The sequence below is a fragment of the Plantactinospora sp. CNZ321 genome, assembly GCF_004217235.1.
Genome location: NZ_SHKQ01000001.1, coordinates 2,744,653 through 2,770,465, shown reverse-complemented (window position 1 = coordinate 2,770,465; position 25,813 = coordinate 2,744,653). Strand labels below are relative to the sequence as shown.

General features: G+C 72.6%; 23 protein-coding genes, 1 tRNA gene and 1 pseudogene. 12 read left to right on the top strand and 13 right to left on the bottom strand.

The features are described 5' to 3' along the window. The first annotated feature begins 28 nt into the window (after positions 1–28). The 4 genes from EV371_RS12400 to EV371_RS12385 all read left to right on the top strand — a co-directional run bounded on the left by EV371_RS12400 (position 29) and on the right by EV371_RS12385 (position 2,639). Positions 29–952 carry a DUF3105 domain-containing protein gene (locus tag EV371_RS12400; RefSeq protein WP_130462173.1) on the top strand — a complete coding sequence of 308 codons (924 nt, stop codon included), beginning with the start codon at positions 29–31 and terminating at the stop codon, positions 950–952. A 5-nt stretch (positions 953–957) separates the two neighbouring features. Further along, on the top strand, positions 958–1,626 hold the full coding sequence (locus EV371_RS12395; RefSeq protein WP_349338092.1) for a DUF305 domain-containing protein: 669 nt from the start codon (positions 958–960) through the stop codon (positions 1,624–1,626). Between the two features lie 166 nt (positions 1,627–1,792). Further along, positions 1,793–2,473 (top strand): winged helix-turn-helix domain-containing protein, encoded by a 681-nt coding sequence (locus EV371_RS12390; protein ID WP_130462172.1) that lies wholly within the window; start codon positions 1,793–1,795, stop codon positions 2,471–2,473. Between the two features lie 94 nt (positions 2,474–2,567). Beyond that, positions 2,568–2,639, top strand: a tRNA-Arg gene (locus EV371_RS12385). Positions 2,640–2,676: 37 nt separating this feature from the next. On the opposite strand, the gene EV371_RS12380 is transcribed toward EV371_RS12385, so the two are convergent. Next, complete coding sequence (locus tag EV371_RS12380) at positions 2,677–4,464, bottom strand: discoidin domain-containing protein (RefSeq protein WP_130462171.1); 1,788 nt, start codon at positions 4,462–4,464, stop codon at positions 2,677–2,679. Between the two features lie 228 nt (positions 4,465–4,692). On the opposite strand from EV371_RS12380, the gene EV371_RS33780 reads away from it, so the two are divergent. The 3 genes from EV371_RS33780 to EV371_RS12365 all read left to right on the top strand — a co-directional run bounded on the left by EV371_RS33780 (position 4,693) and on the right by EV371_RS12365 (position 8,637). Further along, positions 4,693–5,355, top strand: coding sequence for a permease prefix domain 1-containing protein (locus EV371_RS33780; protein WP_207230465.1), 663 nt, complete (start codon positions 4,693–4,695; stop codon positions 5,353–5,355). 221 nt (positions 5,356–5,576) lie between these two features. After that, positions 5,577–7,805 carry an MMPL family transporter gene (locus tag EV371_RS12370; RefSeq protein WP_130462170.1) on the top strand — a complete coding sequence of 743 codons (2,229 nt, stop codon included), beginning with the start codon at positions 5,577–5,579 and terminating at the stop codon, positions 7,803–7,805. A 127-nt stretch (positions 7,806–7,932) separates the two neighbouring features. Continuing rightward, entirely contained in the window at positions 7,933–8,637 is a 705-nt protein-coding gene (locus EV371_RS12365) for a carbon-nitrogen hydrolase family protein (RefSeq protein ID WP_130462169.1), read from the top strand. A 128-nt stretch (positions 8,638–8,765) separates the two neighbouring features. On the opposite strand, the gene EV371_RS12360 is transcribed toward EV371_RS12365, so the two are convergent. Beyond that, entirely contained in the window at positions 8,766–9,404 is a 639-nt protein-coding gene (locus EV371_RS12360; RefSeq protein WP_130462168.1) for a TetR/AcrR family transcriptional regulator C-terminal domain-containing protein, read from the bottom strand. A 71-nt stretch (positions 9,405–9,475) separates the two neighbouring features. Here EV371_RS12360 and EV371_RS12355 point away from each other — a divergent pair, with 71 nt between their 5' ends. Both EV371_RS12355 and EV371_RS12350 read left to right on the top strand, forming a co-directional pair. Continuing rightward, the gene (locus tag EV371_RS12355; protein WP_130462167.1) at positions 9,476–10,066 is read left to right on the top strand and encodes an AhpC/TSA family protein; all 591 of its coding nucleotides are present in this window, start codon (positions 9,476–9,478) and stop codon (positions 10,064–10,066) included. Between the two features lie 155 nt (positions 10,067–10,221). Further along, positions 10,222–11,112 carry an oxidoreductase gene (locus tag EV371_RS12350; RefSeq protein WP_130462166.1) on the top strand — a complete coding sequence of 297 codons (891 nt, stop codon included), beginning with the start codon at positions 10,222–10,224 and terminating at the stop codon, positions 11,110–11,112. 91 nt (positions 11,113–11,203) lie between these two features. Here EV371_RS12350 and EV371_RS12345 read toward each other — a convergent pair whose 3' ends face one another. The 7 genes and pseudogenes from EV371_RS12345 to EV371_RS12315 all read right to left on the bottom strand — a co-directional run bounded on the left by EV371_RS12345 (position 11,204) and on the right by EV371_RS12315 (position 17,084). Continuing rightward, positions 11,204–11,902 carry a phosphotransferase gene (locus tag EV371_RS12345; protein WP_130462165.1) on the bottom strand — a complete coding sequence of 233 codons (699 nt, stop codon included), beginning with the start codon at positions 11,900–11,902 and terminating at the stop codon, positions 11,204–11,206. A 74-nt stretch (positions 11,903–11,976) separates the two neighbouring features. Beyond that, on the bottom strand, positions 11,977–12,780 hold the full coding sequence (locus tag EV371_RS12340) for an ABC transporter permease (RefSeq protein WP_486484582.1): 804 nt from the start codon (positions 12,778–12,780) through the stop codon (positions 11,977–11,979). 2 nt (positions 12,781–12,782) lie between these two features. Continuing rightward, the gene (locus EV371_RS12335) at positions 12,783–13,634 is read right to left on the bottom strand and encodes an ABC transporter permease (RefSeq protein WP_349338085.1); all 852 of its coding nucleotides are present in this window, start codon (positions 13,632–13,634) and stop codon (positions 12,783–12,785) included. Next, the gene (locus EV371_RS12330; RefSeq protein WP_207230464.1) at positions 13,631–14,863 is read right to left on the bottom strand and encodes an ATP-binding cassette domain-containing protein; all 1,233 of its coding nucleotides are present in this window, start codon (positions 14,861–14,863) and stop codon (positions 13,631–13,633) included. Before EV371_RS12330 ends, EV371_RS12335 begins: the two co-directional genes overlap by 4 nt. A gap of 5 nt (positions 14,864–14,868) precedes the next feature. Next, complete coding sequence (locus EV371_RS12325) at positions 14,869–16,086, bottom strand: polyamine ABC transporter substrate-binding protein (protein ID WP_130462164.1); 1,218 nt, start codon at positions 16,084–16,086, stop codon at positions 14,869–14,871. Between the two features lie 238 nt (positions 16,087–16,324). Next, positions 16,325–16,450 (bottom strand): annotated as a pseudogene (locus tag EV371_RS12320) (DUF397 domain-containing protein); the annotation flags it as partial. A 265-nt stretch (positions 16,451–16,715) separates the two neighbouring features. Continuing rightward, a complete protein-coding gene (locus tag EV371_RS12315; protein WP_130462162.1) occupies positions 16,716–17,084 on the bottom strand; it encodes a DUF3499 domain-containing protein in 369 nt (122 codons plus the stop codon). Between the two features lie 182 nt (positions 17,085–17,266). Between EV371_RS12315 and EV371_RS12310 the strand changes: the two genes are divergently transcribed. Further along, positions 17,267–17,716: a metallopeptidase family protein gene (locus tag EV371_RS12310; RefSeq protein ID WP_130462161.1), complete on the top strand. Its 450-nt coding sequence runs from the start codon at positions 17,267–17,269 to the stop codon at positions 17,714–17,716. A gap of 33 nt (positions 17,717–17,749) precedes the next feature. Here the strand turns inward: EV371_RS12310 and EV371_RS12305 are convergent, their stop codons facing one another. The 3 genes from EV371_RS12305 to EV371_RS12295 all read right to left on the bottom strand — a co-directional run bounded on the left by EV371_RS12305 (position 17,750) and on the right by EV371_RS12295 (position 22,163). Beyond that, positions 17,750–18,007 (bottom strand): WhiB family transcriptional regulator, encoded by a 258-nt coding sequence (locus EV371_RS12305; protein ID WP_101367926.1) that lies wholly within the window; start codon positions 18,005–18,007, stop codon positions 17,750–17,752. 338 nt (positions 18,008–18,345) lie between these two features. Then, positions 18,346–20,895, bottom strand: coding sequence for a bifunctional FO biosynthesis protein CofGH (locus EV371_RS12300; RefSeq protein ID WP_130462160.1), 2,550 nt, complete (start codon positions 20,893–20,895; stop codon positions 18,346–18,348). Between the two features lie 170 nt (positions 20,896–21,065). Next, a complete protein-coding gene (locus tag EV371_RS12295) occupies positions 21,066–22,163 on the bottom strand; it encodes a hypothetical protein (protein WP_130462159.1) in 1,098 nt (365 codons plus the stop codon). Between the two features lie 94 nt (positions 22,164–22,257). Here EV371_RS12295 and cofD point away from each other — a divergent pair, with 94 nt between their 5' ends. Next, positions 22,258–23,220, top strand: a complete 963-nt coding sequence (gene cofD / locus EV371_RS12290; protein ID WP_130462158.1) for a 2-phospho-L-lactate transferase — start codon at positions 22,258–22,260, stop codon at positions 23,218–23,220. Beyond that, positions 23,217–24,443: a coenzyme F420-0:L-glutamate ligase gene (locus tag EV371_RS12285; RefSeq protein ID WP_130462157.1), complete on the top strand. Its 1,227-nt coding sequence runs from the start codon at positions 23,217–23,219 to the stop codon at positions 24,441–24,443. The genes cofD and EV371_RS12285 overlap by 4 nt, the downstream gene beginning before the upstream one ends. 63 nt (positions 24,444–24,506) lie before the next feature. Here the strand turns inward: EV371_RS12285 and EV371_RS12280 are convergent, their stop codons facing one another. Next, positions 24,507–25,526: a helix-turn-helix domain-containing protein gene (locus EV371_RS12280; RefSeq protein ID WP_130462156.1), complete on the bottom strand. Its 1,020-nt coding sequence runs from the start codon at positions 25,524–25,526 to the stop codon at positions 24,507–24,509. Positions 25,527–25,813: the final 287 nt, after the last annotated feature.

Below are 25,813 nucleotides of genomic sequence, written 5' to 3'. Positions count from 1 at the left end.
CCCTGACCGACCGACCTGACGAGGGACCATGAGCATCAGCACCTCGGGCGGCGAACAGCGCCGTCCGTCCGTGGTCAGCACCGGCAAGAAGGCGCCGGCCGGTGGTAAGCCCGCCGAGGGCGAGAAGGGGGCCGGGGCCAAGCCCGCGGGGACGGCCGCCAAGTCGGGCTCCGCTGTGAAGTCCGGCTCCGCCGCCAAGTCCGGCGGCAGGTCCGGCTCCGGCGCCCGGGTGCCGGCCGGCCGCAACGGCGGAGGCGGGAAGAAGCCGCAGCAGCGCCGTCCGGTCGCCCCGGTCAAGGTCAGCCAGGGTCGCTCGTGGGGGTCCATCAGCCTCTTCGTCCTGGTCGGCGTCGTCGCGGCCGGCATCATCGGGTACGGCGCGTACGCGGTGGTCCAGAACGGCAAGAAGTGGGAGGACAAGGCGGCCGCGATCGACGGGATCGTGAACTTCCGGGAGAGCGACCCGTCGGCGGTGAACCCGCTGCCCGGCAAGGAGTCCCACGTGGCCGGCCCACTCACCTACAAGGTCAACCCGCCGGTCGGCAGTTCGCACAACAACGCCTGGCAGAACTGCATGGGCGACGTCTACGACGCCCCGATCGCCAACGAGCACGCGGTGCACAGCCTGGAGCACGGCGCGATCTGGATCACCTACAAGTCAGACCTGCCCGCCGACCAGGTGGAGCAGCTGGCCAGCAAGGTCCGGGGCAACGAGTTCATGATGATGAGCCCGGTGGAGAACCTCGACCGGCCGATCTCGCTCCAGGCCTGGGGCTACCAGCTCAAGCTCGACAGCCCCACGGACGGCCGGATCGACGACTTCATCGAGGCGCTGCGGCAGAACGCCAGCATGGAGCCGGGCGCCGCCTGCTCCGGCGGCATCACCGCCACCGGTACGACGCCACGGGACAACGTCCCCGGCGACCAGCCGATGCCTCCGGCGGGCGGTTGATCGGCGTGACCACCGATTCGGGGGCGGTGGCGACCGCCGCCCCGGAGGATGAGACGACGGTCCGCCCCTCGGGCAGGCGGAACGCCGGCACCGCCGCGCTGGCCCTGGCCATCTTGCTGGGAATGCTGCTCGGGTTCGCGGGCGGGCTGCTCGCCCCCGGACTGTTCCATCCCGGGACCAACTCGCCCGAGGCCGGGTTCGCCCGGGACATGTCGTCGCACCACGCCCAGGCGGTCGAGATGGCGATCCTCGCCCACGAGAAGACCAGCGACGCGGACATCCGGACCCTGGCCGCGGACATCGCCCTGACCCAGCAGGCCCAGATCGGGATCATGCAGACTTGGTTGAAGGAGTGGGGGCTGAGCCCGACCGGTCGCCAGCCCCGGATGGCCTGGATGCCGGAGGGCTCGGGCGCGCTGAAGAACGGGCTGATGCCCGGGATGGCGACCGACGCCCAGCGGGCCGAGTTGCGGGCCGCCACCGGCCGCGACTTCGACGCCCTCTTCCTGAAACTGATGTACGACCACCACCTCGGCGGCATCCACATGGCCGACGGCATCCTGGACCTCTCCGACGACGAACAGGTGACCGAGATGGCCGAGGCCATGGTCGCCGGGCAGAAGAAGGAGATCGAGCTTCTCCGGAGCCTCCAGGGCAGGATCGGCACCCCCTGACCGGTCCATCCCATATCGCCTGGTCCGGCGGCCGTCCCTCGGGGACGGCCGCCGGTTCCGTTTCTTCTTCGAGTACGCATTGCCTGACTTCGACCACTTGCCCGGTTTGACGAGTTTTCTCCATACATAACGTGACCAGTCAGGATCTGCCGTCGTTGTCCTAGACATGACGGTTGCTCTCCGGGACGGACGTCGGTCGGTCACCAGTTGGTGCCGTCGGCACACCATCGGCGGGGACGGCGCGGTCGCGGCCGTCCGACGAGGACAGCGGTCCGGCGAGGCGGGAACGCTCAGCCGCGACCAGGAGCTGGAACTGATCGAGACGCTGCGCGGGTGCTATCCCGACCAGCTCGGGCTGGACGACGAACTCTGGACCCGGCAGAGCGTCGCCAGCCTCGTACACGACCGGTACGGCCTGCCCGTCGACAGCAGCGAGATCGGCGGCTACCTGCGCGCCTGGGGCCTCGGCCCCCGCCAGCCCACCGACCGGGCCTGCGGGCTCTGCGTGGACGCGGTGGCACTGTGGGTGGAACGGGAGTACCCGGCGATCGTGCGCGCCGCCCAGGAGCACCGGGCCGAGCTGTGCTGGATCGGCCGGACCCGGCTGCACGGGGTGGTACCCGCCGCCGACGTCCTCTCCGCGGTCTCCGTACGCGGCCGGGTGCGGTTCCTCATCACCACCCCGAACGTCGACCCGGCCCTCTCCCGGGACTTCCTGCTCCGGCTCAGCGGGGCGGACGGGGACGCCGTACACGTCGTGGTCGACGGCTCCTGGACCCGGGCCGAGTGGCCCCGCCGGCTCCCGCCCCGGATCGTGCTGCACCCGCTCCCGAGCTGCGGCCGGTAGCGGGGTCGTTCCCTGGCACGGCAGGCGGGCCCGACACGGCGGATACCGATTCGTGCCCGGGCGGCCATGCCTGCTACTCTTCCTGGGTCGCTGAGCCCCCGTAGCTCAGGGGATAGAGCACCGCCCTCCGGAGGCGGGAGCGCAGGTTCGAATCCTGCCGGGGGCACACTTGCTAAGGAAGCTCTGACCAGCACAGAGGATCCTCACCCGGCGACGCCAGCCACCACGTCCAGCTCTGCGGCCGATGCGTAGCCGCCGCGGCCTGCCGTCGCTTGGAGCCGGACGTACCTGGCTGGCAACGTGGCCCACCGGACGCCTTTCGTGGTGCGGTCATCGGCCCAGCTTCCGGTGGCCACCGTCGTAAACGTGACGCCATCCGAGCTGACCTGCACCTGGAATCTGGTGATGATGCCGTTGGGGCTCAGGTTGTCGGCGGCCCAGAGCCGCGGCTGGTAGACCAGGCCGCGCACCTGCTGGCTGGACCCGAGGTCCAGCGTGATCGACTGGGGCAGCGGCGCCGGCCGTACCCACTCGGTGTGCCAGATCGTGTCCGGGCTGCCGTCGACTGCCAGCGACGCGGGGTACTCGGCATTGGCACTGGTCGCCGTCGCCTTCATCAGCGCCTGCGCTACCAGCGACTCTGGTTGGTACACCACATGCAGTTCAGCCGCGGCCGCGAACCCGGCATGCCCGGCGGACGCGGTCAGTCGCACGTACCTGGCTTCGGTAACCGGCCACGTAGCGCGCTTGAGTGTTCGGTCGTCCGGCCACGTCCCGGTCGCCGCCGGCTGGAACGACGTACCGTCAAGGCTGGTCGCGACCGTGTACGCCGTCACCGTCCCGTTCTGAGTGTGATCGTTACGCGGTGCGTATACGAGCCCGCGTACGTCGTGGACCCGTTGCAGGTCCAGCGTCAGCGACTGCGGAAGGGGGGTCGCCGGCTGGAACTCGTTGTGCCACATCGTCCGGCAGTCCCCGTCGAGGGCGCGTGCGGCCCCGTTCTCGGCGTGGGCGCTGGTTGCCGAGGCGCGTACCAGCGCCTGGCGCACCAGCGGCTCTGAGGGCGCCGAGCCCGCCGGGAAGCTGATCCCGGAAAGGGTGAACTGATTCGCCGGGTCGGTCAATGAGGTACCGGTCTCCGGGTTGTATGTCCGCACCGAGAGGGTCGAGGCCCTCGGGTCGAACTCCAACACCCGCAGGTAGCCGTTCGGGTTCCGCTGAGACGGGTTCTGGTAGTCGGCCATGATCTCGTGAACCGTGTTGCCGTTCCGGCCCACCGACGATCTGCGGGCGACGCTGCGGTGCCCGGACAGGACCATCGCCACGTTCGGGTAGACGCCGGCGACCGCGTTCCAGACCTGCTGGCCGACCGCCGAGCGGGTCCCGTCGCCGAGAAGGTAGTCGTGGGTGACGATGATGACCTGGCGACCCGGGTTTGCGGCGACGAGCTGCGCCGCCCATGTCAATTCCGCGGCCACGGGCGCCCACTTCAGCGTTAGGACCATCCAGTCCGTGCCGCCGGCCGAGAACAGATGGTAGGTGTTGTCGTAGGTGCTGGGTGACTGCGAGCCGCCGAAGGACGGCATGCAGGCGAACTTCGCACGCGGGAACCTCAGGTTGAAGTTCGTCGCCGTGCGGTTGTTCGCGTCAACCCCGAACCCGTCCACATCGTGGTTCCCCACCGCCATCGCATACGGGACTTCCCCGTCGAGCAGGTTCATCGCGGTCTGGGCCTCGGTCCATTCGCCGATGTCGGCATGCCGGTCTACGACATCGCCGACGTGCAGCACGTACCGGATGTTGCGGGCGACCGCGTTGTCGGCCACCCATCCGGTCATCTTCGGGAGGAGTCCCTTGAACTGACGGACGGCGTTCTGGCTGTCGGCAAGCATCACGATGCCGAACTTTTCTCCCGCTGCGGCCGACACCCCCCTGGCCGACGGGGCCGGCAGGAACGGGCTCAGCAACGCGACCAGGGCGGTGCACAGCACTGCTTTCAAGGTGGCTTGCCGCAACAGAACCTCCGGGAACGACGAGGATTCAGGCAGCCTACGTAGACTGCGCACAAAATCCCTACATGCGTTTCCACGGTCCGGCGTCCACTGGCCTTCGGGCGTCCGGCCTCAGGACGCGGTTCAGGGGAATCTCGGGGTCACGTGCGTTCCGCCCGACGGGCCGGGCCCGGCATACTGGGCACCGATGCCTAGCGAAAGTGAGCCGTGGCCGCCGCGATAGACGGATACCTCGCCGAACTCGACCGTGCCCTGCGAGGGCCACGGCGGGTCAAGAGCGGTCTGCTCCGGGAGGCCCGGGACAGCCTGGTCGACGCGACCGAGGCGTACGCGGATCTCGGTCTGCCGCCCGAGACGGCCGCACGGCAGGCGATCGACGACTTCGGTGATGTCTCGCAGATCGCCCCCGGGTATCAGGCCGAGCTGGCGCTGGCCCAGGGTCGGCGGACGGCGCTGCTGGCCTTCGGCAGCCTCGTCGCGCAGCCGCCGATCTGGCACCTGGTCGCCTGGCAGGCGGCCGAACCGGACCCGCTGCCCGGGCTGGCCGGCGTCCTCGACCTGCTGGTGAGCTGGCTGGGAGCCCTGGCCGTGGCCGTCGCACTGCTCGGCGTCTGGGCCTTCGGCACCGGGGTACGCCGACTCGGCGTCAACCCCCGGCGCATCCGGCTGGCCGGGATCTTCGCCTTCACCATGGCGGCGGCCTTCAGCACGATCGGCCTGATGCTCGCGCTCGTGAGCCCGGTCACCGGCCCGGTGGCACTGGCCCGGTTGCCGATCGCGGTCGTCGTCCTGATGCTGCCGATGTTCCTGGTGGCGGTGAACGGGGCGCGCTGCCTCGCCACGGCGCGCGCGGCGACGACCTCCCACTGACCCAACACCCCGGCGGAGGAGTCCCGCTCGCAGCCGGCTGCCGCCCTGGTCGTCCACACCGGATGACCCCTACGGGTGTACCACCATCTCCCACCCCTTCGGCGCCTCGGGTCAAGCCGTCGCCGCTTATGTAGGTAGCCTACATGTAGATTCAGCACCTATCGAGAAGTGGGGCACCCGGCGACCAGCGGCCGGACCCGAGAACGCGAGGAGAGCTGACAATGCCGACCGAACCAACTCCTGCCGAGCGGCCCGACGGTGAGGTGCCGGACCGGACAGGCCGGGCCGGGCCGACCAGGGGCGGCTTCTTCGCCCGGCTGGCCGGCTGGGCATACCGGCGGCGCTGGGTCGCCCTGCTGACCTGGGTCGTCGTCCTGGTGGGCCTCGCCGTGGCCGCGCAGGCGGTCGGGACCGACTACCACAACGACCACTCCCTGCCCGGCACCGAGTCGCAGGCCGCCACCGACACGCTGCGCGAGCACGGCTCCCGGCAGACCGCCGGCAGCCTCCAGATCGTCCTGCACCACCCGGGCGGGATCGGCACCGCCGAGGCCCGGCAACAGGTCGAGCCGATGCTCGGCCAGGTGCGTCAGCTGGCCTCGGTGGCAGAGCTGACCAGCCCGTACGACGACCCGCACGCCGTCTCCACCGACGGCACCATCGGGTACGCGACGGTCACCCTGGACCGGCCCGGCGAGGAGGTGCCGGCCGAGGACGTACGGGCCGTCATCGAGACCGCCCGGGCGGCGGCCGGGGACGGGCTACGGGTGGAACTGGCCGGTGACCCGGTCCGGGCCGCCCAGGAGAGCGAGGGTGGCGCGGCGGAGGGCGCCGGCCTGCTGGCCGCCCTGGTCATCCTGGTGATCCTCTTCGGTTCCCTGCTCGCCGCCGCGCTGCCGATCGGGATCGCGATCTTCGCGGTGGGCAGCACGCTCAGCCTGGTCGCACTCGCCTCGCACGTGGCGACGGTCGCCGACTACACCGCCCCGCTGATGGCCCTGGTCGGGCTCGGCGTCGGCATCGACTACGCGCTGCTGGTCTTCTCCCGCTTCCGGTCGGAACTGCTGCACGGCGCCGATCGGGCCACCGCCACCCGGATCGCCCTGGACAGCGCCGGCCGTACGGTTTTCTTCGCCGCCTGCACGGTGGTGATCGCCCTGCTCGGCCTCGTCGTCCTCGGTCTCGGCTCGCTCCAGGGCGTGGCCGTGGCGGTGGCGCTGACGGTACTGGTCACGATGCTCGCCTCGCTGACCCTGCTCCCGGCGCTGCTGGCCATCGTCGGCGGCCGCGTCGAGCGCGCCATCCGCCGCCGCGCCCAGCGGGCGAAGCGGCCCGAGGGCGCGGGGTGGCGACGCTGGTCCGGGTTCGTGCAGCGGCGTCCCTGGCTGGCCCTGCTGCTGCCGACCGCGCTGCTGGTGCTGCTCGCGGTGCCGGCCCTGGACATGCGGCTGGGCTTCGCCGACGCCGGCAGCGACGCGCCGACCTCGACCAGTCGGCAGGCGTACGACCTGATCTCGACCGGGTTCGGCCCGGGGCAGAACGGTCCACTGGTGGTGGTCGTCGAGGGCGGCCAACCGGCCGCGACCGAGGTGGGCAGCGCACTGGCCGGCGCCGACGGGGTCGCCTCGGTGACGCCGCCGTTCCCGGCACCGGACGGGCAACTGCACACCCTGCTGCTCTTCCCCACCTCCGCCCCGCAGGACGCGGCCACGATGGACCTGGTGGAACGGCTCCGTACCGAGGTGTTGCCACCGGTGGAGCGGAACACCGGCGCACCGGTCTCGATCGGCGGCGGTACGGCGGCGGCGGTCGACTTCGCCGACGCGATCTCCGACCGGCTGCCGCTCTTCGTGGTCGTGGTGGTGGGCCTGTCGACCCTGCTGCTGGTGCTCGTCTTCCGTTCCCTGCTCATCCCGGTCAAGGCGGCGGTGCTCAACCTGCTCAGTGTGGCCACCGCGCTCGGCGTGATCACCTACGTCTTCCAGTACGGCAACCTGGGCGTCCAGCCCGGTCCCGTCGAGGCGTTCGTACCCGTCCTGATCTTCGCGATCGTCTTCGGGCTCTCGATGGACTACGAGGTCTTCCTGGTCTCCCGGATGCACGAGCACTGGGAGCGGCACCGCGACGCGCCGGGCGCGATCCGGGAGGGCCTGGCCACCACCGGGCGGGTGGTGACGGCCGCCGCCGCCATCATGATCGTGGTCTTCAGTGCCTTCCTCTTCGCCCCGGGCCGGATGCTGCAGCAGTTCGGGCTCGGCCTGGCGGTCGCGATCTTCGTGGACGGCTTCGTCATCCGCTGCCTGATCCTGCCCGCGGTGATGCGGCTGTTCGGCGCCCGCGCCTGGTGGCTGCCGTCCTGGTTGGACCGCTGGTTGCCCCGGGTCGCCCTCGAACGGCCCGCACCGGCCAGCCCGGTCGGCGCCGAAACCCCGAGGTCCACCCGGGTCTGATCGACACCGTCGTCCGGGCCGGACCGGCCCTGCACCCCCGGCCGGCCCGGACGACGCAGACCCGACGTGACCCGACGTGACATGACGAGCCGGGGCGGCGCGGGGCGGCGCGATTACGATCGGGCGCGTGCCAGAGCCGCTGACCGTTGCCGTCGCCCAGCCGCGCTGCCTGGCGTACGACGTGCTGGCGAACGCTCACGGCCACGCCGAGGCGGTCCGGTCGGCCCGGGCCCGGGTGGTGGTCTTTCCCGAGATGTCGCTGACCGGGTACGAGTTCGACGCCGCCCCGGTCGACGCCGACGACCCACGCCTCGGCCCGATCGTGGCGGCCTGCGCCGACACCGGCTCGCTGGCGCTGGTCGGCGCTCCGGTGCCCGGCCGAAGCGGACGACCGCACATCGGCGTCCTGGCTGTCGACGGCGGCGGCGCCCGGGTGGCGTACCGGAAGATGTGGCTGGGCGGAGCGGAGCCGGAGCACTTCGCCCCGGGCGACGCGCCGGCCGTGGTCGAGGTGGCCGGGTGGCGGCTCGGGCTCGCGGTCTGCAGGGACACCGGGGTACCCCGGCACGCGGCCGACACCGCCGCGCTCGGCATAGACGGGTACGTCGCGGGCGTGCTGGACTCGGCGGCGGACTGGGGTGTGCAGGACGAACGGGCCCGCCGGGTGGCCGCCGCGCACCGGGTCTGGGTGGCGATCGCCAGCTTCGCCGGCTCCACCGGTGGCGGCTACCCGGACGCCGCGGGACGGTCGAGGATCTGGGCTCAGGACGGCAGGGTGCTCGCCGAGGCGGGCCCCGAGCCGGGCGCGATGGCCCGGGCGACCCTTACCTGACCCGGCCGGTTGACCCTGACCCGGCGGGTTGACCCTGACCGGACCCCTTCACGTGACCCAGCGGTCCACCCTGACCCGGCCGTTCGCCCCGGCCGGCGGCGCGATTCGTCCCGGCTGACCGGTGCGGCTCACTCCGGGTCCGCCGGCGCCACCGGGTCCGCCAGGCCGCGCAGCACGATGTCGAGCCCCCCGTCGAACTCCTCGGCGGGTTCGATCCGCCGGGCGTACCGGGCGGTCTCGCCGAGGTGCGGGAACTCGTCGGGGGGCAGCCCGGCGATCACCCCGGTGCCGGGTCCGGCGAGCGCACCCAGGTGTTCGAGCTGGATCGCGCCGACGAGGTAACTGAGCAGGCCGCGCAGGGCGATCACCCGGCGCCCGCCGTCCAGGCCGGCCTCGGTCAGGATGCCCAGCACCGTCTCCGACCAGCGCAGCAGGCTCACCGAGGTGTGCCGGTGCGCGACGGTCAGCGGCACCACCGCCGGATGGGCGTCGACCGCCCGCCGAACCCGGTGCACCATGATCCGGATCCGGTCCCGCCAGTCGGCCTGGCCGGTCGGCGGGGTGGGGTCGACGGTGCCGAACACCAGCTCGACGACGAGCGCCTCCAGCTCGGCGCGGTCGGTCACGTACCGGTAGAGGCCCATGGTGCTCATCCGGAGCTGGGCCGCCACGGCTCGCATCGTCAGTCCGGCGAGACCGTCCCGATCGAGCACGGCCAGGGCGGCCGAGGCGAGCTGGTCGGGAGTGAGCGAGCGGGGACGCGGCATGGCACTTGACAGCGTACGACATACGCCTACGATTTTAGGAGTACGTTGTACGCCTACGAGGGGAGCGCCCGATGCCCACACCCCGGCCGGTCGGACCCGGCTCCGTCGTCCCCGTCCGCGAGCTCACCCCGGTCATCGGCGCGGCGCTTCCGGTCCCCGATCCCGACCGTCTGGTGCACCTGCAGTTCCGGCGGTTCGCCGGCTGTCCGGTCTGCAACCTGCACCTGCGCTCGATCGTCGTCCGGCACGGCGAGATCGACGCGGCCGGCGTGCGCGAGGTGGTCGTTTTCCACTCCCCCGCCGACGAGCTGCGGGAACACGTCGCGGAGCTTCCGTTCGCGGTGATCGCCGACCCGGACAAGCGGCTCTACGTGGAGTTCGGCGTCGAGTCGGCCCGCCGCGCCCTACTCGACCCGCGCGCCTGGCTGCCGATCCTCCGGGCCGTGCTGCGCAGCGTCTGGGCGATCGTCCGGCGCCGGGAACGCCCCCCGGCGACCGTGCCGCACGGCGGGCGGTTCGGGCTGCCGGCCGACTTCCTGATCGCCCCCGACGGCCGGGTGTTGGCCTCCCGACACGGCGAACACGTCTACGACCAGTGGAGCGTCGACGAACTCCTGGAGCTGGCAGCCCGGGCTCCCCGACCCGCACCCGGCACGCGGTGAGTGCTGATCCGCTGGCCTAACGGACCGGCGGATCAGCCGGACGGGTGGCGACGGGCCGCTTTCCGGCGCCCATGGCGGCGGGCGTAGCAGAGTCGAGCCCGGGGAGCCGTCCCCGGACGTCGCCTGCGACGCCCCTGCCGAAGGGAAGCGACACCATGGCCAAGACGTGGCTGATCACCGGAAGTTCCCGGGGCCTGGGCCGGGCGCTCAGCCAGGAGGTGCTGGACCGGGGCGACAACCTGCTCGCCACCGCCCGGCAGCCCGACCAGCTCGCCGACTTCGTCAGCCGGTACGGCGACCAGGTGCGGCCGTACGCCCTCGACGTCACCGACCCGGGCGCCGCACGGGCGGCGGTGCAGGCCGCGGTGGAGACCTTCGGCGGACTGGACGTGGTGGCCAACATCGCCGGCTACGCCAACAGCGCGCCGATCGAGGAGATGCCCGAGGAGGACTTCCGGGCGCAGGTCGAGACGAACCTGTTCGGCGTCGTCAACGTCACCCGGGCGGCCCTACCGGTGCTGCGGGCCCGTCGCGCGGGACACTTCCTCCAGTTCTCCTCGATCGGCGGCCGGGTCGGCGGCACGCCGGGGCTGGGCGCGTACCAGACCGCCAAGTTCGCCGTCGAGGGCTTCTCCGAGGTGCTGTACAACGAGGTGAAGCCATTCGGCATCCGGGTCACCATCATCGAGCCCGGCGCCTTCCGCACCGACTGGGGCGGCGCGTCGATGCGGATGGCCGAGGTGGGCGAGGACTACCAGCAGACCGTCGGGCGGCTGCACGCGCTGCGCCGCGACATGGACGGTCAGCAGGCCGGCGACCCGGAACGGGCCGCCCGGGTGATCGCCGACCTCGTGACGCTCGCCGTACCTCCGCTGCGGCTGCTGCTCGGCTCCGACGCGCTGCGGTTGGCCGAGGAGTCGGCGCGGTCCCGCTCCCAGGAGGCCACCGCCTGGGCGGATGTCAGCCGGAGCACCGACTACGACAGCGGCACCGAGTTCGCCAAGACGCCGGTCGCGGCGATGCTCGCGCCGCGCAGTCCCAACTGACGGCCGCGACCGACGGCCCCCACCGACACGCGGCTGACCACCGCGTCCGGCAACCGCAGTTCCACGACCGCGAGCGAGGACCGCGGAGGCGTCAGCCGGCCCGACCCGATCCGGCGTGGTCGGACCGGACCAGCGCCGCCGCCGCGTCGAGCCTGCCCTTCTCCTCCGCGCTCAGCGTGGGGTTGCTCCGGCGCATCGCCACCGCGGATTCGAGCAGCCGCACCGGATCGCCGGGCGCGAGGGCGATGAACGCGGTCAGCCCCACGCCGGCCAGGCTGCCCAACCCGAACATGTCACCGACCACCACCTCGGCGAGGATCAGCGCGCTCATCGCGACGTCCAGGTCGGGCTGGTCGTCCCGGGCGTTGCGCCAGTCGATGACGACCGGTCCCCGGCGGCCGAGCAGGATGTTCTCCGGGTGCAGGTCGAGATGCACGATCCGGGTGCCGGGCGCGCCACCCGGTCGGGCCGGTACGTCGCGCAGTCTCCGGTGCAGGTCGGCCAGGATCTCCGCCCCGGCCTGCGGGTCGAGGTCGCCACCGGCCATGGCCGCACTCAGGGTCGGGCCGTCGACCCGCTCCATCACCAGGTCGGCGCCGAGTGCGCGGTCTACCCGGGGTACCGGATATCCCCGCTCGGCCAGATAGCCCATGATCTCGGCCTCGCCGGTCGCGTCGTGACCGTCCCGGTAGCGGCGCAGCACCCGCCCCTCGTCGAGCGCGAAGACGTCCGCGTCCCGGCCCGTGCCGAGCAGCGCCTGCCCCACCGTGTGCGGCACCTGGTCAACCATGCGTGGACGATATCCGGCACGGTCCCGGGTCGGCGAGGACGGCGCGGGCGGCGACCCGACGGGGTCCTCGACGGTCAACCCGGGTGGCGGGGCCCACGCCGGCCGAGGCGGGCCAGGGCCAGCATCAGCAGCGCGACCGCGAACATCGCGGTACCGACCACGTTCACCTGGGGCGGGATGCCGCGCTGGCTGGTGCCCCAGACGTACATCGGAAAGGTGACCGTGGTGCCGGAGTTGAAGTTGGTGACCACGAAGTCGTCGAAGGAGAGCGAGAAGGCGAGCAGCGCGGCGGCCAGGATGCCGGGCAGCACCAGCGGCAGGGTGACCCGGCGGAACGCCTGCCACTCGCCGGCGTACAGGTCCATCGCCGCCTCCTCCAGGCTGCTGTCCATTCCGGACAGCCGAGCCCGGACGGTCACCACCACGAACGAGACGCAGAACATCACGTGCGCGATCGCCACGGTCCAGAAGCCCTGCGGTATCCCGGCGGCGACCAGCAGGGCGAGCAGTGAGGTGCCGAGCACCACCTCCGGGGTGGCGACCGGGGCCAGCACCAGTACGTTGACCGCGGTCCGCCCCCGGAACCGGTACCGGACCAGCGCGAACGCCATCAGCGTGCCGAGTACCGTGGAGACCGCCGTGGCCACGAACCCGATCTGTACGCTGCGCAGCACCGCCGCGCACATCCCGGGGCCGGCGCACGGGTCCCGCCAGTTGTCGAGGGTGAACTCGGCGAAGTCGTACGACAGCCGGCTGGACGGCCGGTTGAACGACAGCCCGGCCACCACGGCGACCGGCAGCAGCAGATAGCCGAGCACCAGTGCGGCGACGGCCAGCACCCAGTGGTCGGCGACGAACCGGCCGAACCTCCCGCCCACCGCTACCCCAGCTCCGCGCGCCCGGCCCGGCGCAGGTAGCCGACCACCAGCACCAGGATCGCCGCCATCAGCAGCACCGACAGGGCGGCGCCCTGCGGATAGTCCAGCCGGACCAGGAAGGCCGCGTCGATCACGTTGCCGATCATGTATTCGTTGGGGGTGCCGAGCAGTTCGGCGCTGATGAAGTCGCCGGCGGCCGGGATGAAGGTGAGCAGCGTGCCGGCCACCACCCCGGGCATCGACAGCGGCAGGGTGACCCGCCGGAACACCTGGGCCGGCCGGGCGAAGAGGTCGCCGGCCGCCTCCAGCAGCCGGCGATCGAGCCGCTGGAGGCTGGCGTAGAGCGGCAGCACCATGAATGGCAGGTAGCAGTAGGTCAGGCTGGTGACCACCGCGACCGGGGTGGCGAGCAGCCGGCCGTCCGGGGCGAGCAGGTGCGCCCCGCGCAGCAGACCGACCACGGCACCGCCGTCGGCGAGGATGGTCTTCCAGGCCAGGATCCGGACCAGGAAGCTGGTGAACATCGGGGCCACCACGCAGACCAGCAGCAGGTGCTGCCAGCGACCGGCGCGCAGCGCGATCACGTAGGCGAGTGGGTAGCCGAGCAGCAGCGCCAGCAGGGTAGCCAGGCCGGCGTACCCGAACGAGCGGCCGAGCTGTCCGCCGTACGCCGCCAGCGCATCCGGATAGTTGCGCCACGACCAGGTCATCGCGTACCCGGTGCTCAGTGAGCCGGCCGGGTCGTAGAGGCTGGTCGCCGCGAGCTGAACCGCCGGGGCGAGGAAGAAGAGCACCAGCCAGAGCAGCCCGGGCAGCACCAGGAGGTACGGCATCGCCCGGCCGCGCCGCCTCACTCGCGCCTCGCCGGTACCGATGCCGGTGCCGGTGACGTTGCCGCTGACGGTGCCGGTGCCGGTGACGGTGCCGGTGACGGTGCCGGTGACGGTGCCGGTGACGGACGGTCGGACGTGCCGGCGCCGGAGGCCGAGGTGCCGCCGTCGAGCAGGAAGGCGTGCCGGGGATGCCAGTGTGCGACCACCGGGGCACCGGTCGGGATCCGGCTCGACTCCCCGTCGGCGGCGGCGAAGACCGACAGCTCGACCCCGGCACCGGTCCGCACCGAGTAGTCGGTGCTGACCCCGAGGTAGCCGACGTCGCCGACGGTGCCGTCCAGCCACTGGTGCCCGGCCGGCACCTGCTCCGCCGTGCCGGCCAGGCGCACCTTCTCCGGCCGTACCCCGAGCAGCACCGCGCCGGAGTCGACCCTGGCCCGCGCCGACGGCACCGAGAAGCGCCGCCCGTACGCCTCGACCAGCAGGTCGTCACCGCTGCGCCCGCGTACGGTGCCGGCGAGCAGGTTGGACCGACCGAGGAAGGTGGCCACGAAGGCGGTGGCGGGGAACTCGTACAGCTCGGTCGGCGGGCCGAGTTGCTCGATCCGGCCGGCATCGCACACCGCCACCGTGTCGGCGAGGGTCATCGCCTCCTCCTGGTCGTGCGTGACGTGCACGAAGGTGCCGCCGAGTTCCGCCCGCAACCGCCTCAGCTCGCCCTGCATCCGGCGGCGCAACGACAGGTCGAGCGCACCGAGCGGCTCGTCCAGCAGCAGTACCCGGGGCCGGTTGACCAGGGCACGGGCCAGCGCCACCCGCTGCTGCTGCCCACCGGAGAGCTGGTGCGGCCGGTGCCGCTCGTACCCGTCCAGCTGCACCAGCGACAGCATCCGGCGCACCTGCCCGGCGACGTCCGGTACCCGCCGTCGCCGCAGTCCGAACGCGACATTGGCGAAGACGTCCAGGTGTGGGAAGAGGGCGTAACTCTGGAACACGGTGTTCACCGGCCGCCGGTACGGCCGCAGCCGGGTGATGTCCTCGTCGTCGAGCAGGATCCGGCCACCGGTCGGCTCGGTCAGCCCGGCCACCATCCGCAGCGTGGTGGTCTTGCCGCAGCCGGAGGGCCCGAGCAGGGCGAAGTACGAGCCGGCCGGCACGGTCAGGTCGAGCCGGTCCACCGCGGTCACGTCGCCGAACCGCTTGCTGAGCTCCACCAGCCGCAGCGCTCCGGACGGCTCCTCGGCGACCATCCGCGTCAACCCCCGATGACCTGCGCAAACTTCGACTCGTACTCGCGTTCCCGGGCCTCGTCCAGGGCCATGAAGACCCTCGACCGGGCAAGCAGCGCCGCATCCGGGAAGATCAGCGGGTTCGTCGCCAGCTCGGGATCGATCTTCTCCATCTCGGCCTGCGCGCCCTGCACCGGACAGATGTAGTTGACGTACGCGGCGAGCCGGGCCGCCACCGCCGGCTCGTAGTAGTAGTCCATCAGCGCCTCGGCGTTGGCCCGGTGGGTCGCCCGGTTCGGCACCAGCATGTTGTCGGAGTAGAGCATCACCCCGGAGTCCGGGGCGACGAACCGGATCCGGGCGTCGGAGGCGGCGAGCTGGATGACGTCGCCGGACCAGGCGACGCAGGCCGCGATGTCACCCCGGGCCAGTTCGGCGGCGTAGTCGTTGCCGGTGAACCGGCGGATCTGGCCGTCGCGTACCGCCCGGCGCAGCTTCTCCAGCGCCTCGTCGAACTGGGCCGGGGTGAAGTTGGCCGGGTCGTGCCCACCGGCGCAGAGCAGCAGCCCCATGGTGTCCCGCATCTCTGCCAGCGCGGTCACCCGGCCCTTCAGGTCCGGCCGGTTCAGCAGCTCGTCGACGGTACGCAGCTCGCCGGTGACCCGGCCGTTGTAGGCCAGCCCGGCCAGCCCGGACTGCCACGGGATGGCGAGCACGTTGTCGGGGTCGTAGGGGCGGTTCCGCAGCGAGGTCAGCAGGTTGCGGCCGATGTTCGGCAGCCGGGCGGCGTCGAGCCGCTGCACCCAGCCGAGGTTGATGACCCGGGCCGCCATCCAGTCGCTGAGTACGATGATGTCCCGGCCGATCGGCTCGCAGGCCGCGAGCTGGTTACGGATCTTGCCGAAGAACTCGTTGTTGTCGTTGATGTCCTCGGTGTACCTGACCTGGATGCCGGAGCGCCGCTCGAACGCCTCCAGGGTCGGCCGCCTCGTCTCGTCGCCCTCCGCCACGTCCAGATACTGTGGCCAGTTGGAGAAGACCAGCGTCTTCTCGGTGCCGGAGAGGTCCTCGCTGACGCAGCTCGACTCGGTCTGCCGGACGCCAGGAGTGCCGCAGCCGGCCAGCGTGGTCGACGCCAGCAGCGCCGCCGAGCCGGCCACGCCGCGCAGCACCGCCCGCCGGGGTAGCAGCCTCCGTCCGGCCAGCCCGGGCAGCGGGTGTGGTGGGCGCGGGCGGTCGGGCATGGGGCGGCTCCTCCGGTCGTGCCGACAGTGACGGGTGCGGTGGGTCGGCCCGCTGGCCGGAGGCGTCGCGGGAGATCCGATCAGGTGAAGATCCTGACATGCGACCGCACGGCCGCCCGCTCGGGATGCCGCTCGGCCGCTCACCGTCGGGCACGGCATCGCCCCCGCGCCGGCCGGGCACAGGGGCGTTTCCGGCGGCTCCGCGCCGCTCGGGGTCTTCGAATGCGGGTACGACGCGTCAGCCGCGCTTGGCCAGCCCGACGAACGCGCGCCACGCAGCCGGGCCGAGGCTCAGCCTGGCACCGTCGCGGTCCTTGCTGTCCCGCACCAGCACCCGGCCGGGCAGGTTGTCCGCCAACTCGAGTCGTCGTCGAGCCGGGCCAGCACGAACGGCCCGGCCAGTCCGGTGTGCCAGGGAACGTCCGCCGGGCGGCCTTTCGATAGGTCGGATCGGGGTGGCTCAAGATTCTTGACGAACTATGGCGTGGAGCTGACCACAGGTCGTCAAGAATCTTGGCGCGCCGGGACGTCGGGGGCGGGACGTCGGGGGCGGGTGGGGCGCCGGGACGTCGGGGGCGGGTGGGGCCGCGTGAGGTGGTGGCGGGGGGGCGGCCGGGGGGAATCCGGGGTCAGTAGCTGGGCGGGATGACCCGGAGGTGGCCGCGCCGTCCGGTCTGCTGGCCGGGCTGCTGATCACCCTCGATCTCGTCCGGGCGGGGTGGTGCCGGGCGAGCCGCCTCGCGTACCGCCTCGGCGAGCGCCACCAGATCGTCGGTGGTCGGCGGCGGCGGCTCGAACTCGCCCTCGTGCCGGACCACGTCCCAGCCGCGAGGTGCGGTCAGGCTCCGGGCGTGCGGCTCGCACAGGTCGTAGGTGTGCGGCTCGGCGAAGGCCGCCAGCGGGCCCACCACGGCCGTCGACTCGTTGTAGACATAGGTCAGCGTGGCTACGGCCTGTCGGGGGCAGCCGTTGCGGGAGCAACGCCGTGGTGACCTCACGGCGGCACGGTATCTCCCTTACCGGCTCCGCCACCACGCTTGGGCCTGCGACACGCCGGTAGTGGTGATCACATCCCGGACGGCCCCGTCCGACACGACCGAATCCCCGAGCCGATCTTGATCGGACCAGGTCTACCCTGTCGTCGTGGGCGGGCGTCCACGATGAGTGAAGCGGGGTGCGAATGACCAGTCCGGAGAACCGCCGGCCGGGATCCGGGCGCCGGTCGCGCCGGGACCGGCACGGGCGTGGGCTGCGCGGTCGGCTCGTTCCGGCCACCGTCCCGCTGGCCCGGACCAAGTCGGAGATCTTCGACGACCTGGTCCTGGACACCGTGGAGACCCTGGAGCGGCGATTCGCCAAGGAGCTGGCCGGTGTCGAGTTCGCGGTCGAGGACGTACCGCCGGACCTGAACGTCTACGACTCGGACGTACTCGAGGACGGCGAGGTGCCGCTGGCCCGGCTGCTGCCCGGGCGCCCCGGGCGGCAGGAGGTGCCGCCCCGGATCGTGCTCTACCGCCGTCCGCTGGAGTTCCGCGCGATCGACCGCGAGGATCTCGCCGACCTGGTACACGACGTGATCATCGAGCAGGTCGCGAACCTGCTCGGCGTCGACCCCGACGAGCTGGCCTGACCCGGGCGGCCCCCACCACCCGGGCTCGGCCGCTCAGGCGACGCGACGCTTCAACTTGCGCCGTTCGCGTTCCGACAACCCGCCCCAGATGCCGAACCGTTCGTCGTGCCCGAGTGCGTATTCCAGACACTCGGCCTTGACCTCACACCGGGAGCAGATCCGCTTCGCCTCGCGGGTCGAGCCGCCCTTTTCGGGAAAGAACGCCTCCGGATCGGTCTGTGAGCAGAGCGCCCGCTCTTGCCACTCCGGAGCATTCCCGAGCAGGTCGGCCACCTCGAGTCGGCCGTCCATCCAGTTGCCTCCTTATCGCGCACCGGCGCGGCAGCCGGCGCAACCCCCCACGCGGAAGGCGTGTTTGTCCGTCCGGTAGCGATTTGATGCGCTCCGTACGAACGACCCCACTGAAATTACACGTGTGTTATGCGTGCGTCGTCAAGCCGAACCTGCTAGGTGGAGTCACCCCTACCGCGTGCCCGGACGACCGTGAAGTCATCGGGTCTCGCAACACCTGCCCTATCGATTCAGACCCGGTGCGGGTAACGCCCGCACGGCGAGTTGCGTCGGATATCCGGCGTGGCGCGCCCGGCGCGCCCTGTCGAAGGCACCGGAGTGGACGGCCGGGCGGGGGGTCAGCCGGCGTACCCGTAGACGGTCGTCCGGGGCCGGGCCCGCCGGCCGGCGGCGGCCGCGATCCGCGTCAGCTGGGCCACGGTACGCGCCGAGCCGTGGTCGGAACCGGCCATCCGGGAGATCGTCTCCTCCATCAGCGTGCCGCCGAGATCGTTGCAGCCGCTCCGGAGCAGTTCGGCGCTGCCGGAGTCACCCAGCTTGACCCAGGAGCACTGGATGTTGCCGATCCGGCCGTGCAGCAGCAGCCGGGCCATCGCGTGCACCACGCGATTCTCCCGCCAGGTGGGACCGGGCCGGGCGATGCCGGCGAGGTAGATCGGCGCGTTGGTGTGCACGAACGGCAGCGCCACGAACTCGGTGAACCCGCCGGTCCGGTCCTGCAGCCCGGCCAGTACCCGGAAGTGGCCCAGCCACTGCCGGGGGTGGTCGACGTGGCCGTACATCATCGTGGAGCTGGATCGGATGCCCAGCTCGTGTGCGGTGCCGACCACCTCGACCCAGGTGGCGGCCGGCAGTTTGCCCTTGGTGAGCACCCAGCGCACCTCGTCGTCGAGGATCTCCGCGGCGGTGCCCGGGATGGTGTCCAGCCCCGCGTCGCGCAACTCGGTCAGCCACTCCCGCACCGACACCCCGGCCTTGGCCGCCCCGGTGACGATCTCCATCGGCGAGTACGCGTGCACGTGCATGCCCGGCACCCGGGCCTTGATCGCCCGCACCAGATCGGCGTAAGCGGTGACCGGCAGCTTCGGGTCGATGCCGCCCTGCATGCAGACCTCGGTGGCGCCGGCCGTCCACGCCTGCTCGGCCCGGTCGGCGACCTGATCCACCGAGAGCCGGTACGCGTCGGCGTCCCGCTCCCGCTGGGCGAACGCGCAGAACCGGCAGCCCACGTAGCAGACGTTGGAGAAGTTGATGTTGCGGTTCACCACGTACGTCACGTCGTCGCCGACGGCGTCCCGGCGTACGTCGTCGGCGATCCGGCACAGCTCGTCCAGGGCCGCCCCGTCGGCGGCGAACAGGGCCAGCGCCGCCGCCTCGTGTCGGGGCTCCAGCAGCGCGGCCGGATCGGCGGCGGCCAGCCGCAGCCCGGCCCGCAGTTCGGGATCGGCCGCCGTGGCCGCCTCGGCGGCGGACGCGGTGCGGCCAACGGGCGCGCCGGACGCGGGAGTCGGCACCCGGGCCTGCACCGCCGCCCAGTCGCCGTAGACGGAGTCGAAGTCGCCGCGCCGGTCGGCGCTCCGGCCGGTGGTGTCGATCGTGGAGTGCAGGTCGGTACGGCCGCCCGGTACGAAGGCGTCGTCCGGCTCCTGCCAGGCGCGGCCGACCGGCCGGGCCGACTCGACCGCCAGCCCGGTCGCCGGGTCGGCGAGCGCGGCGACGTGCGCGGCGAGCCGGGGATCAAGCCACGGGTCGGCCCGCCTCACGTACTCGGGGTAGACGGTCAACCGCTCCCGCAGGGTGAACCCGGCGGCGGCGGTACGCGCCGCCAGTTCGTCCAGGAGCGGCCAGGGGCGCTCCGGGTTGACATGGTCCGGGGTCACCGGCGACACACCGCCCCAGTCGTCGATGCCGGCCCGCAGCAGCAGGTCGTACTCCCCCTCGATCAGGTTCGGCGGCGCCTGGATCCGGGCGCCCGGCCCGAGCAGGATCCGGGCCACCGCCACGGTGGCGGCCAGCTCGTGCAGCTCGGCGTCGGGCATGCCGCGCATCGCGGTGTCCGGCTTGGCCCGGAAGTTCTGCACGATCACTTCCTGGATGTGACCGTACTCCCGGGCACTGCGCCGAATCGCGAAGAGCGAGTCCACCCGCTCGGCGGGTGTCTCGCCGATCCCGATCAGGATGCCGGTGGTGAACGGGACGGCGACCCGGCCGGCGTCGGCCAGCACCCGCAGCCGGACCGCCGGCTCCTTGTCCGGCGAACCGTAGTGTGGCCCGCCCGGGGAGGACCAGAGCCGGGTGGCGGTGGTCTCCAGCATCATCCCCATGCTCGGCGCCACCGGCTTGAGCCGTTGCAGCTCGGCCCAGGAGAGCACACCAGGGTTGAGGTGCGGTAGCAGGCCGGTCTCCTCCAGTACCGCGATCGCACAGGCCCGCAGGTAGTCCAGGGTCGAGTCGAAGCCCCGCTCGGTGAGCCACTGCCGGGCCTGCGGCCAGCGCTCCTCGGGCCGGTCGCCGAGGGTAAACAGGGCCTCCTTGCAGCCCTGCGCGGCCCCGGCCGCCGCGATCGCCAGCACCTCGTCCCGCTCCAGGTAGGCGGCGGGCAGCCGGTGCGGCACGGTGGCGAAGGTGCAGTAGTGGCAGCGGTCCCGGCAGAGCCGGGTCAGCGGGACGAAAACCTTCTTGGAGAAGGTGACGACGCCGGGCCGGCCGGCGTCGGCGAGTCCGGCGTCCCGGATCCGACCGGCGGTCGCGAGCAGTTCGTCGAGGTACTCGCCACGCGCGGCGAGCAGCGCGGTCGCCTCGTCCTGGTCGAGGGCCCGGCCGTCGCCCACCCGGCGCAGCGCCCGGCGCAGACTCGCGACCGTCGGTTGGTCAGTCCCATCAGCCACCCGTGCAGCCTAGGCGCAACGCCGGTGGGGCCGCGCCCGCCGGGACCCGCGCCGACGGCGGAACCGGCGTGGCAACTGTCACAGACCGCCGCCCACGGCGTCACCAGGCAACTCTGCTGCCGTCCCGGCCGGGGCCAGCGCGGCCGGGACGGCAACCGCCGCGGTCGGTCTCAGTGTGGCTGGGTCGGATCGTCGTCCCGGTCGGCCGGCGGTGGCTGGGCGCCCGCCGACGGCTGCTGACTGGCCGGGTTGATCCGCTGGGTACGGTCGGCGACCGCCGGCCGCTGCGGTATCACCTGGGTCCGCCCGCTCTCCTCCTCGTCCGGCTCCCCCGTGCTACCGGACGGGGTGTCGCCGACCGACGGGACCGCACCGACCGAGGGGGTGGACGACTCGGCGCGCGGCGCCGGCGGCACGGAGGTCGCGGGCGGGGCCGACGACTGCACGGGCGGGGCCGAGGACGGCGGGGCCGAGAACGGTGGCGTCGAGGACGGCGGGGCCGAGGACGGCGGGGCGGAGGACGGCACCGGCGGGGCGTACCCGGGCTGGTAGCCGGTCGGCTGGCCGTAGCCCGTCGACTGGCCGTAACCCGTCGGCTGGCCGTAGCCGGTCGGCTGGCCGTAGACGTGCGGCTCGGCCGGACCGGCCGGCGGGTACCCCTGGTAGGGAGCACCCGGCTGGCCGTGGCTGCCGGGCTGGCCGTACGTGCCGGGCTGGGGGTAACCGCCGGGCTGGCCGTACGGCTGGGGCTGGCCGTAGAGACCGGGCTGCGGCTTCGGCTTCGACACGTGGAAGAGCGCCCGCCACACCCGGAAGACCAGGAAGGCCGCCACCAGCAGGATCAGGTACGCGCCGACGAAGACCAGCGTCCGGGTGAACGCCTGCCGGAACTGGGTCTCGGCGAGCAGCCCGAAGATCCCGGCGAGCAGGGTGAGCCCACCGAACAGCACGGAGAAGGCGTACTCGACGAGTGCCACCAGGGTGATCGTCCGAGCCTGCCCGACCACCGGCTGGACGTGGGTGGCGAGCAGCACCGCGAGCACCGGCAGCGCCACCTGCTCCAGGCCCACGAACGCGTAGAAGGAACTCAGCGAGCGGTCGCCGAAGTCGGAGCCCTCCCAGCCGCCGAAGAACAGCTCGATCAGGCCACTGAACAGGAAGAAGGCGTTCGCCCCGAGGAGTACCAACGCGATCAGCTCGCGCAGCGGTTTGGTTACTGAACTGGCCTGCGGCGCGTCGCTCGGCGCGGGTCCGGGCTGGCTGGTCAACTCTCCCCCTCAGGCGGTGGCGAACTCGTCGCCTGAGCCTAGTCGGCCGGCCCGCTTACCGCCTGTCCCCGGTCGATGGGTGAGGATGGAAGCCATGCGCATCGTGGTGTTGACCGGGGGCATCGGCGGTGCCCGATTCCTCACCGGCGTCCGCGCGTACGCCCGTGAGATCGGCGCCGAGGTGACCGCGGTGGTCAACGTCGGCGACGACGTCGTCCTGCACGGCCTGAGGATCTGCCCCGACCTGGACAGCGTCATGTACACCCTCGGCGGCGGCGCGGACCGCGAACGGGGTTGGGGCCGGGCCGGCGAGACCTGGACCATCCGCGAGGAACTCGCCGCGTACGGCGCGGAGCCGACCTGGTTCGGCCTCGGTGACCGGGACGTGGCGACCCACCTGGTCCGGACCACCATGCTGAACGCCGGCTATCCCCTCTCGGCGGTCACCGAGGCGCTCTGCGCCCGCTGGCAGCCCGGGGTACGACTGCTGCCCGCCACCGACGACCGTCTGGAGACCCACGTGGTGGTGCGCGACCCGGACGGAGAGACCCCGGACGCCCAGCGGGCGATCCACTTCCAGGAGTGGTGGGTACGCCACCGTGGCGAGCTGCCCACCTCCCGGTTCGTCTTCGTCGGCGCGGAGGCGGCCAAGCCGGCGGTCGGGGTGCTCGACGCGCTGGCCGGAGCCGACGTGGTACTGCTCGCCCCGAGCAACCCGGTGGTGAGCATCGCACCGGTGCTCGCCGTACCCGAACTGCGGGACGCGTTGGTCGCCGGTTCCGCGCCGGTGGTCGGGGTGTCGCCGATCATCGGCGGCGCTCCGGTACGCGGGATGGCCGACCGCTGCCTGGCGGTGCTCGGGGTGCCCTGCACCGCGGCCGGGGTGGGTGGGCTCTACGGGGCCCGGTCGGCCGGTGGCATCCTGGATGCCTGGCTGGTGGACGAGACCGACGCCGGTACCGAGATCGAGGGGGTGACCGTGCGGGCGGCTCCGCTCTGGATGACCGACGAGGCGACGACCGCGACCATGGCCCGGACCGCCGTGGAGCTGGGATGAGACTTGAGGTGCTGCCGGTGCTCGGCATCGGCGACGTCACCGAGGGCGACGACCTGTCGGATCTGATCGCGACGGCCGCGCCCTGGCTACGCGACGGCGACGTGCTGGTGGTTACCAGCAAGATCGTTTCCAAGGCGGAGGGCCGGCTGGTCGACGTACCGGTCGACGGGCCGGAGCGGGAGGCGGCCCGTGCGGAGGTGCTGGCCGGCGAGACCGCCCGCCCGGTGGCCCGGCGTGGCACCACCCGGATCGTCCAGACCCATCATGGCTTCGTGATGGCCTCCGCCGGGATCGACGCCTCCAACGTGGACCGCTCCCGGCTGGTGCTGCTGCCGAAGGATCCGGACGCCTCCGCCCGGGCGCTGCGGGCCGCGATCCGCCAGCGGCACGGCGCCGACGTGGCGGTGATCATCTCGGACACCATGGGCCGGCCGTGGCGCAACGGCCTCACCGACGTCGCGCTCGGGGTCGCCGGGATGCCGGCGATCCGCGACCACCGGGGCGAGGTCGACCCGTACGGCAACAAGCTCAACATCACCCAGATGGCCGTGGTCGACGAGTTGGCCGGCGCGGGTGAGCTGGTCAAGGGGAAGTGTGACCAGGTGCCGGTCGCGGTGATCCGCGGCTATCTCGGCGCCGCCGACCCGGACGACGGGCTCGGCGCGGCGGCCCTGGTCCGGGACGCCGAGCACGACCTGTTCGCGCTCGGTACCGCCGAGGCGCGGGCCGACGGGCTGCGCGCCGCCGCCACCATGGCCGAGTCGACGGCCGACGGACCGGTCCCGGCCGTCGTCCCGGCCGTGGTCCGGGCCGTCGTGCCGGCGCCGTCAGACGGTGCCGACACCGGCCTGGACCGGACGGCAGTCGACCGGGCGGCAGTCGACCGGGCGCTGCGCGCGGTGGCCGGATCCGTCGCGTCCGGCACGGTCTGGACGCCGGTCACCGACGAACGGCGGCTACGCGACCGGCTCGGCGAGGCGGGCGCCGCCCACGACGGCAGCATCCTGCTCGACGGTACGCCACCCGGCCTTGACGGGCCGCCACCCGGCCCGGCCGGCGGCGATCCCGCGGTGCTGATCCGGTTCGGCGCCGACCTGCACCGGCTGCGGGCCGCGCTCGCCGCCGAGGGCCTCGGCTCCGCCGTACTGCCGGCGCCCGCCGGTGAGATCGGAGCGGCCCTGCTGGTCAGCGCCGCGTCGGGCGGCCCCGGGACCGGGCGCTGAGCACCCCGACCGGAGTCATCCGCGATACGGCCAGACCGGGCTCCATTCCTACCGGCAGCAAGGTCAGCCGGTCAGGATCGCCCGGCCCAGTGGGGTCAGGCTGTGCAGCACGGTGTTGCGGTCCCGGTGGCTCACCAGCAGTCCGGCGTTGCGCAACACCGTGGTGTGTTGGCTCGCGGCCGCCGCCGAGATGTTCAGCCGGCGGGCCACCTCGCCGGTCGAGCAGCCGTCACCGACCACCTCCAGTACCCGGGCCCGGGTCCTGCCGATCAGCGCGGCCAGCGCCGTTCGGCTCTCCTCCGCAGCGGTCGCCGGCACCGGCCCGGCGCCCTCGCCCGGTGCCGGCGTCAGCCCACCCAACCGGTCCACGGGATAGACCAGCACCGGCGGCAGCTCGGGGTCGAGCAGGGTCACCGGGACGCGGGCGCAGAAGAACGACGGCACCAACAGCAGACCACGCCCGTCGAGGTGCAGTTCCCGGTCGGCCGGATACTCCGGCACCTCCAGTACCCCCGCGTCCCAGCGCATCGCCGGGCGGAGGCTGGCCAGCAGCCCCTCGGTCCCGCCGTCGAGCAGGGCCCGGGCCCGCCGCGCCCGGTCCGCCTCCACGGCCGCCTGGATCCGCTCCCAGTACGGCTCGATCGCGGTCGCCTGGTAGAGCCGCATCGAGTCGGTAAGGTGCTCCAGCACCTCGATGTCACCCCGGGCCAGGGCGCTGGCCGTACTGGGCAGCGGCAGCGGGCTCTCCCCGGCCAGTACGGTCAGGTCGCGCTCCAGCGAGTCGACCGGAGTGGAGCGTACGGCGTCCAGCCCCGCCGCCAGGCCGTACGTGCTGTGGTAGGGGGTCAGGAAGTCGGGGAAGTAGCCGCGGGGCGGGTTGAGGGCGAGCAGCAGCCGCAACTGCCCCGGTACGGTGTCCCGGCGAAGCCTCGCGAAGACGCCCCGCCGCCAGCCCGCCATCATCGGAACCCGGCTCCGCCCCTGCAACAGGTGCAGGCTGAGGACCAACTCCCAGACCTGGTCGGCGGCCGGGGCGACCCGGGTCCGGGCGATGTCCTCGCCGGAGAAGAGGATTCGCAGCATGGCACGCACTCCCCGGATCGCCGGATGGGGTGGCCCGGCAACCAGTCGCACTCTACCGGGGGCCATCCATCAGCGTCTTTCAGCATGGGCTGAAATACCTCGACGGTCGGCGAAGCCGGCGGGCATGCTCACTAGGCCGATACCGGGGTCACCGGCGTCCTGGACGCCGGGTGGCCCCGCGGTACACCGGGGGCAGGAGAGGAACGCGGCACCCGGACGGTCGCCACGAGGGTTCGCGGACGGGCGTCCGCGGAGGGGTCCGTCCGGGCTGTCGCTTCCACGCCGCC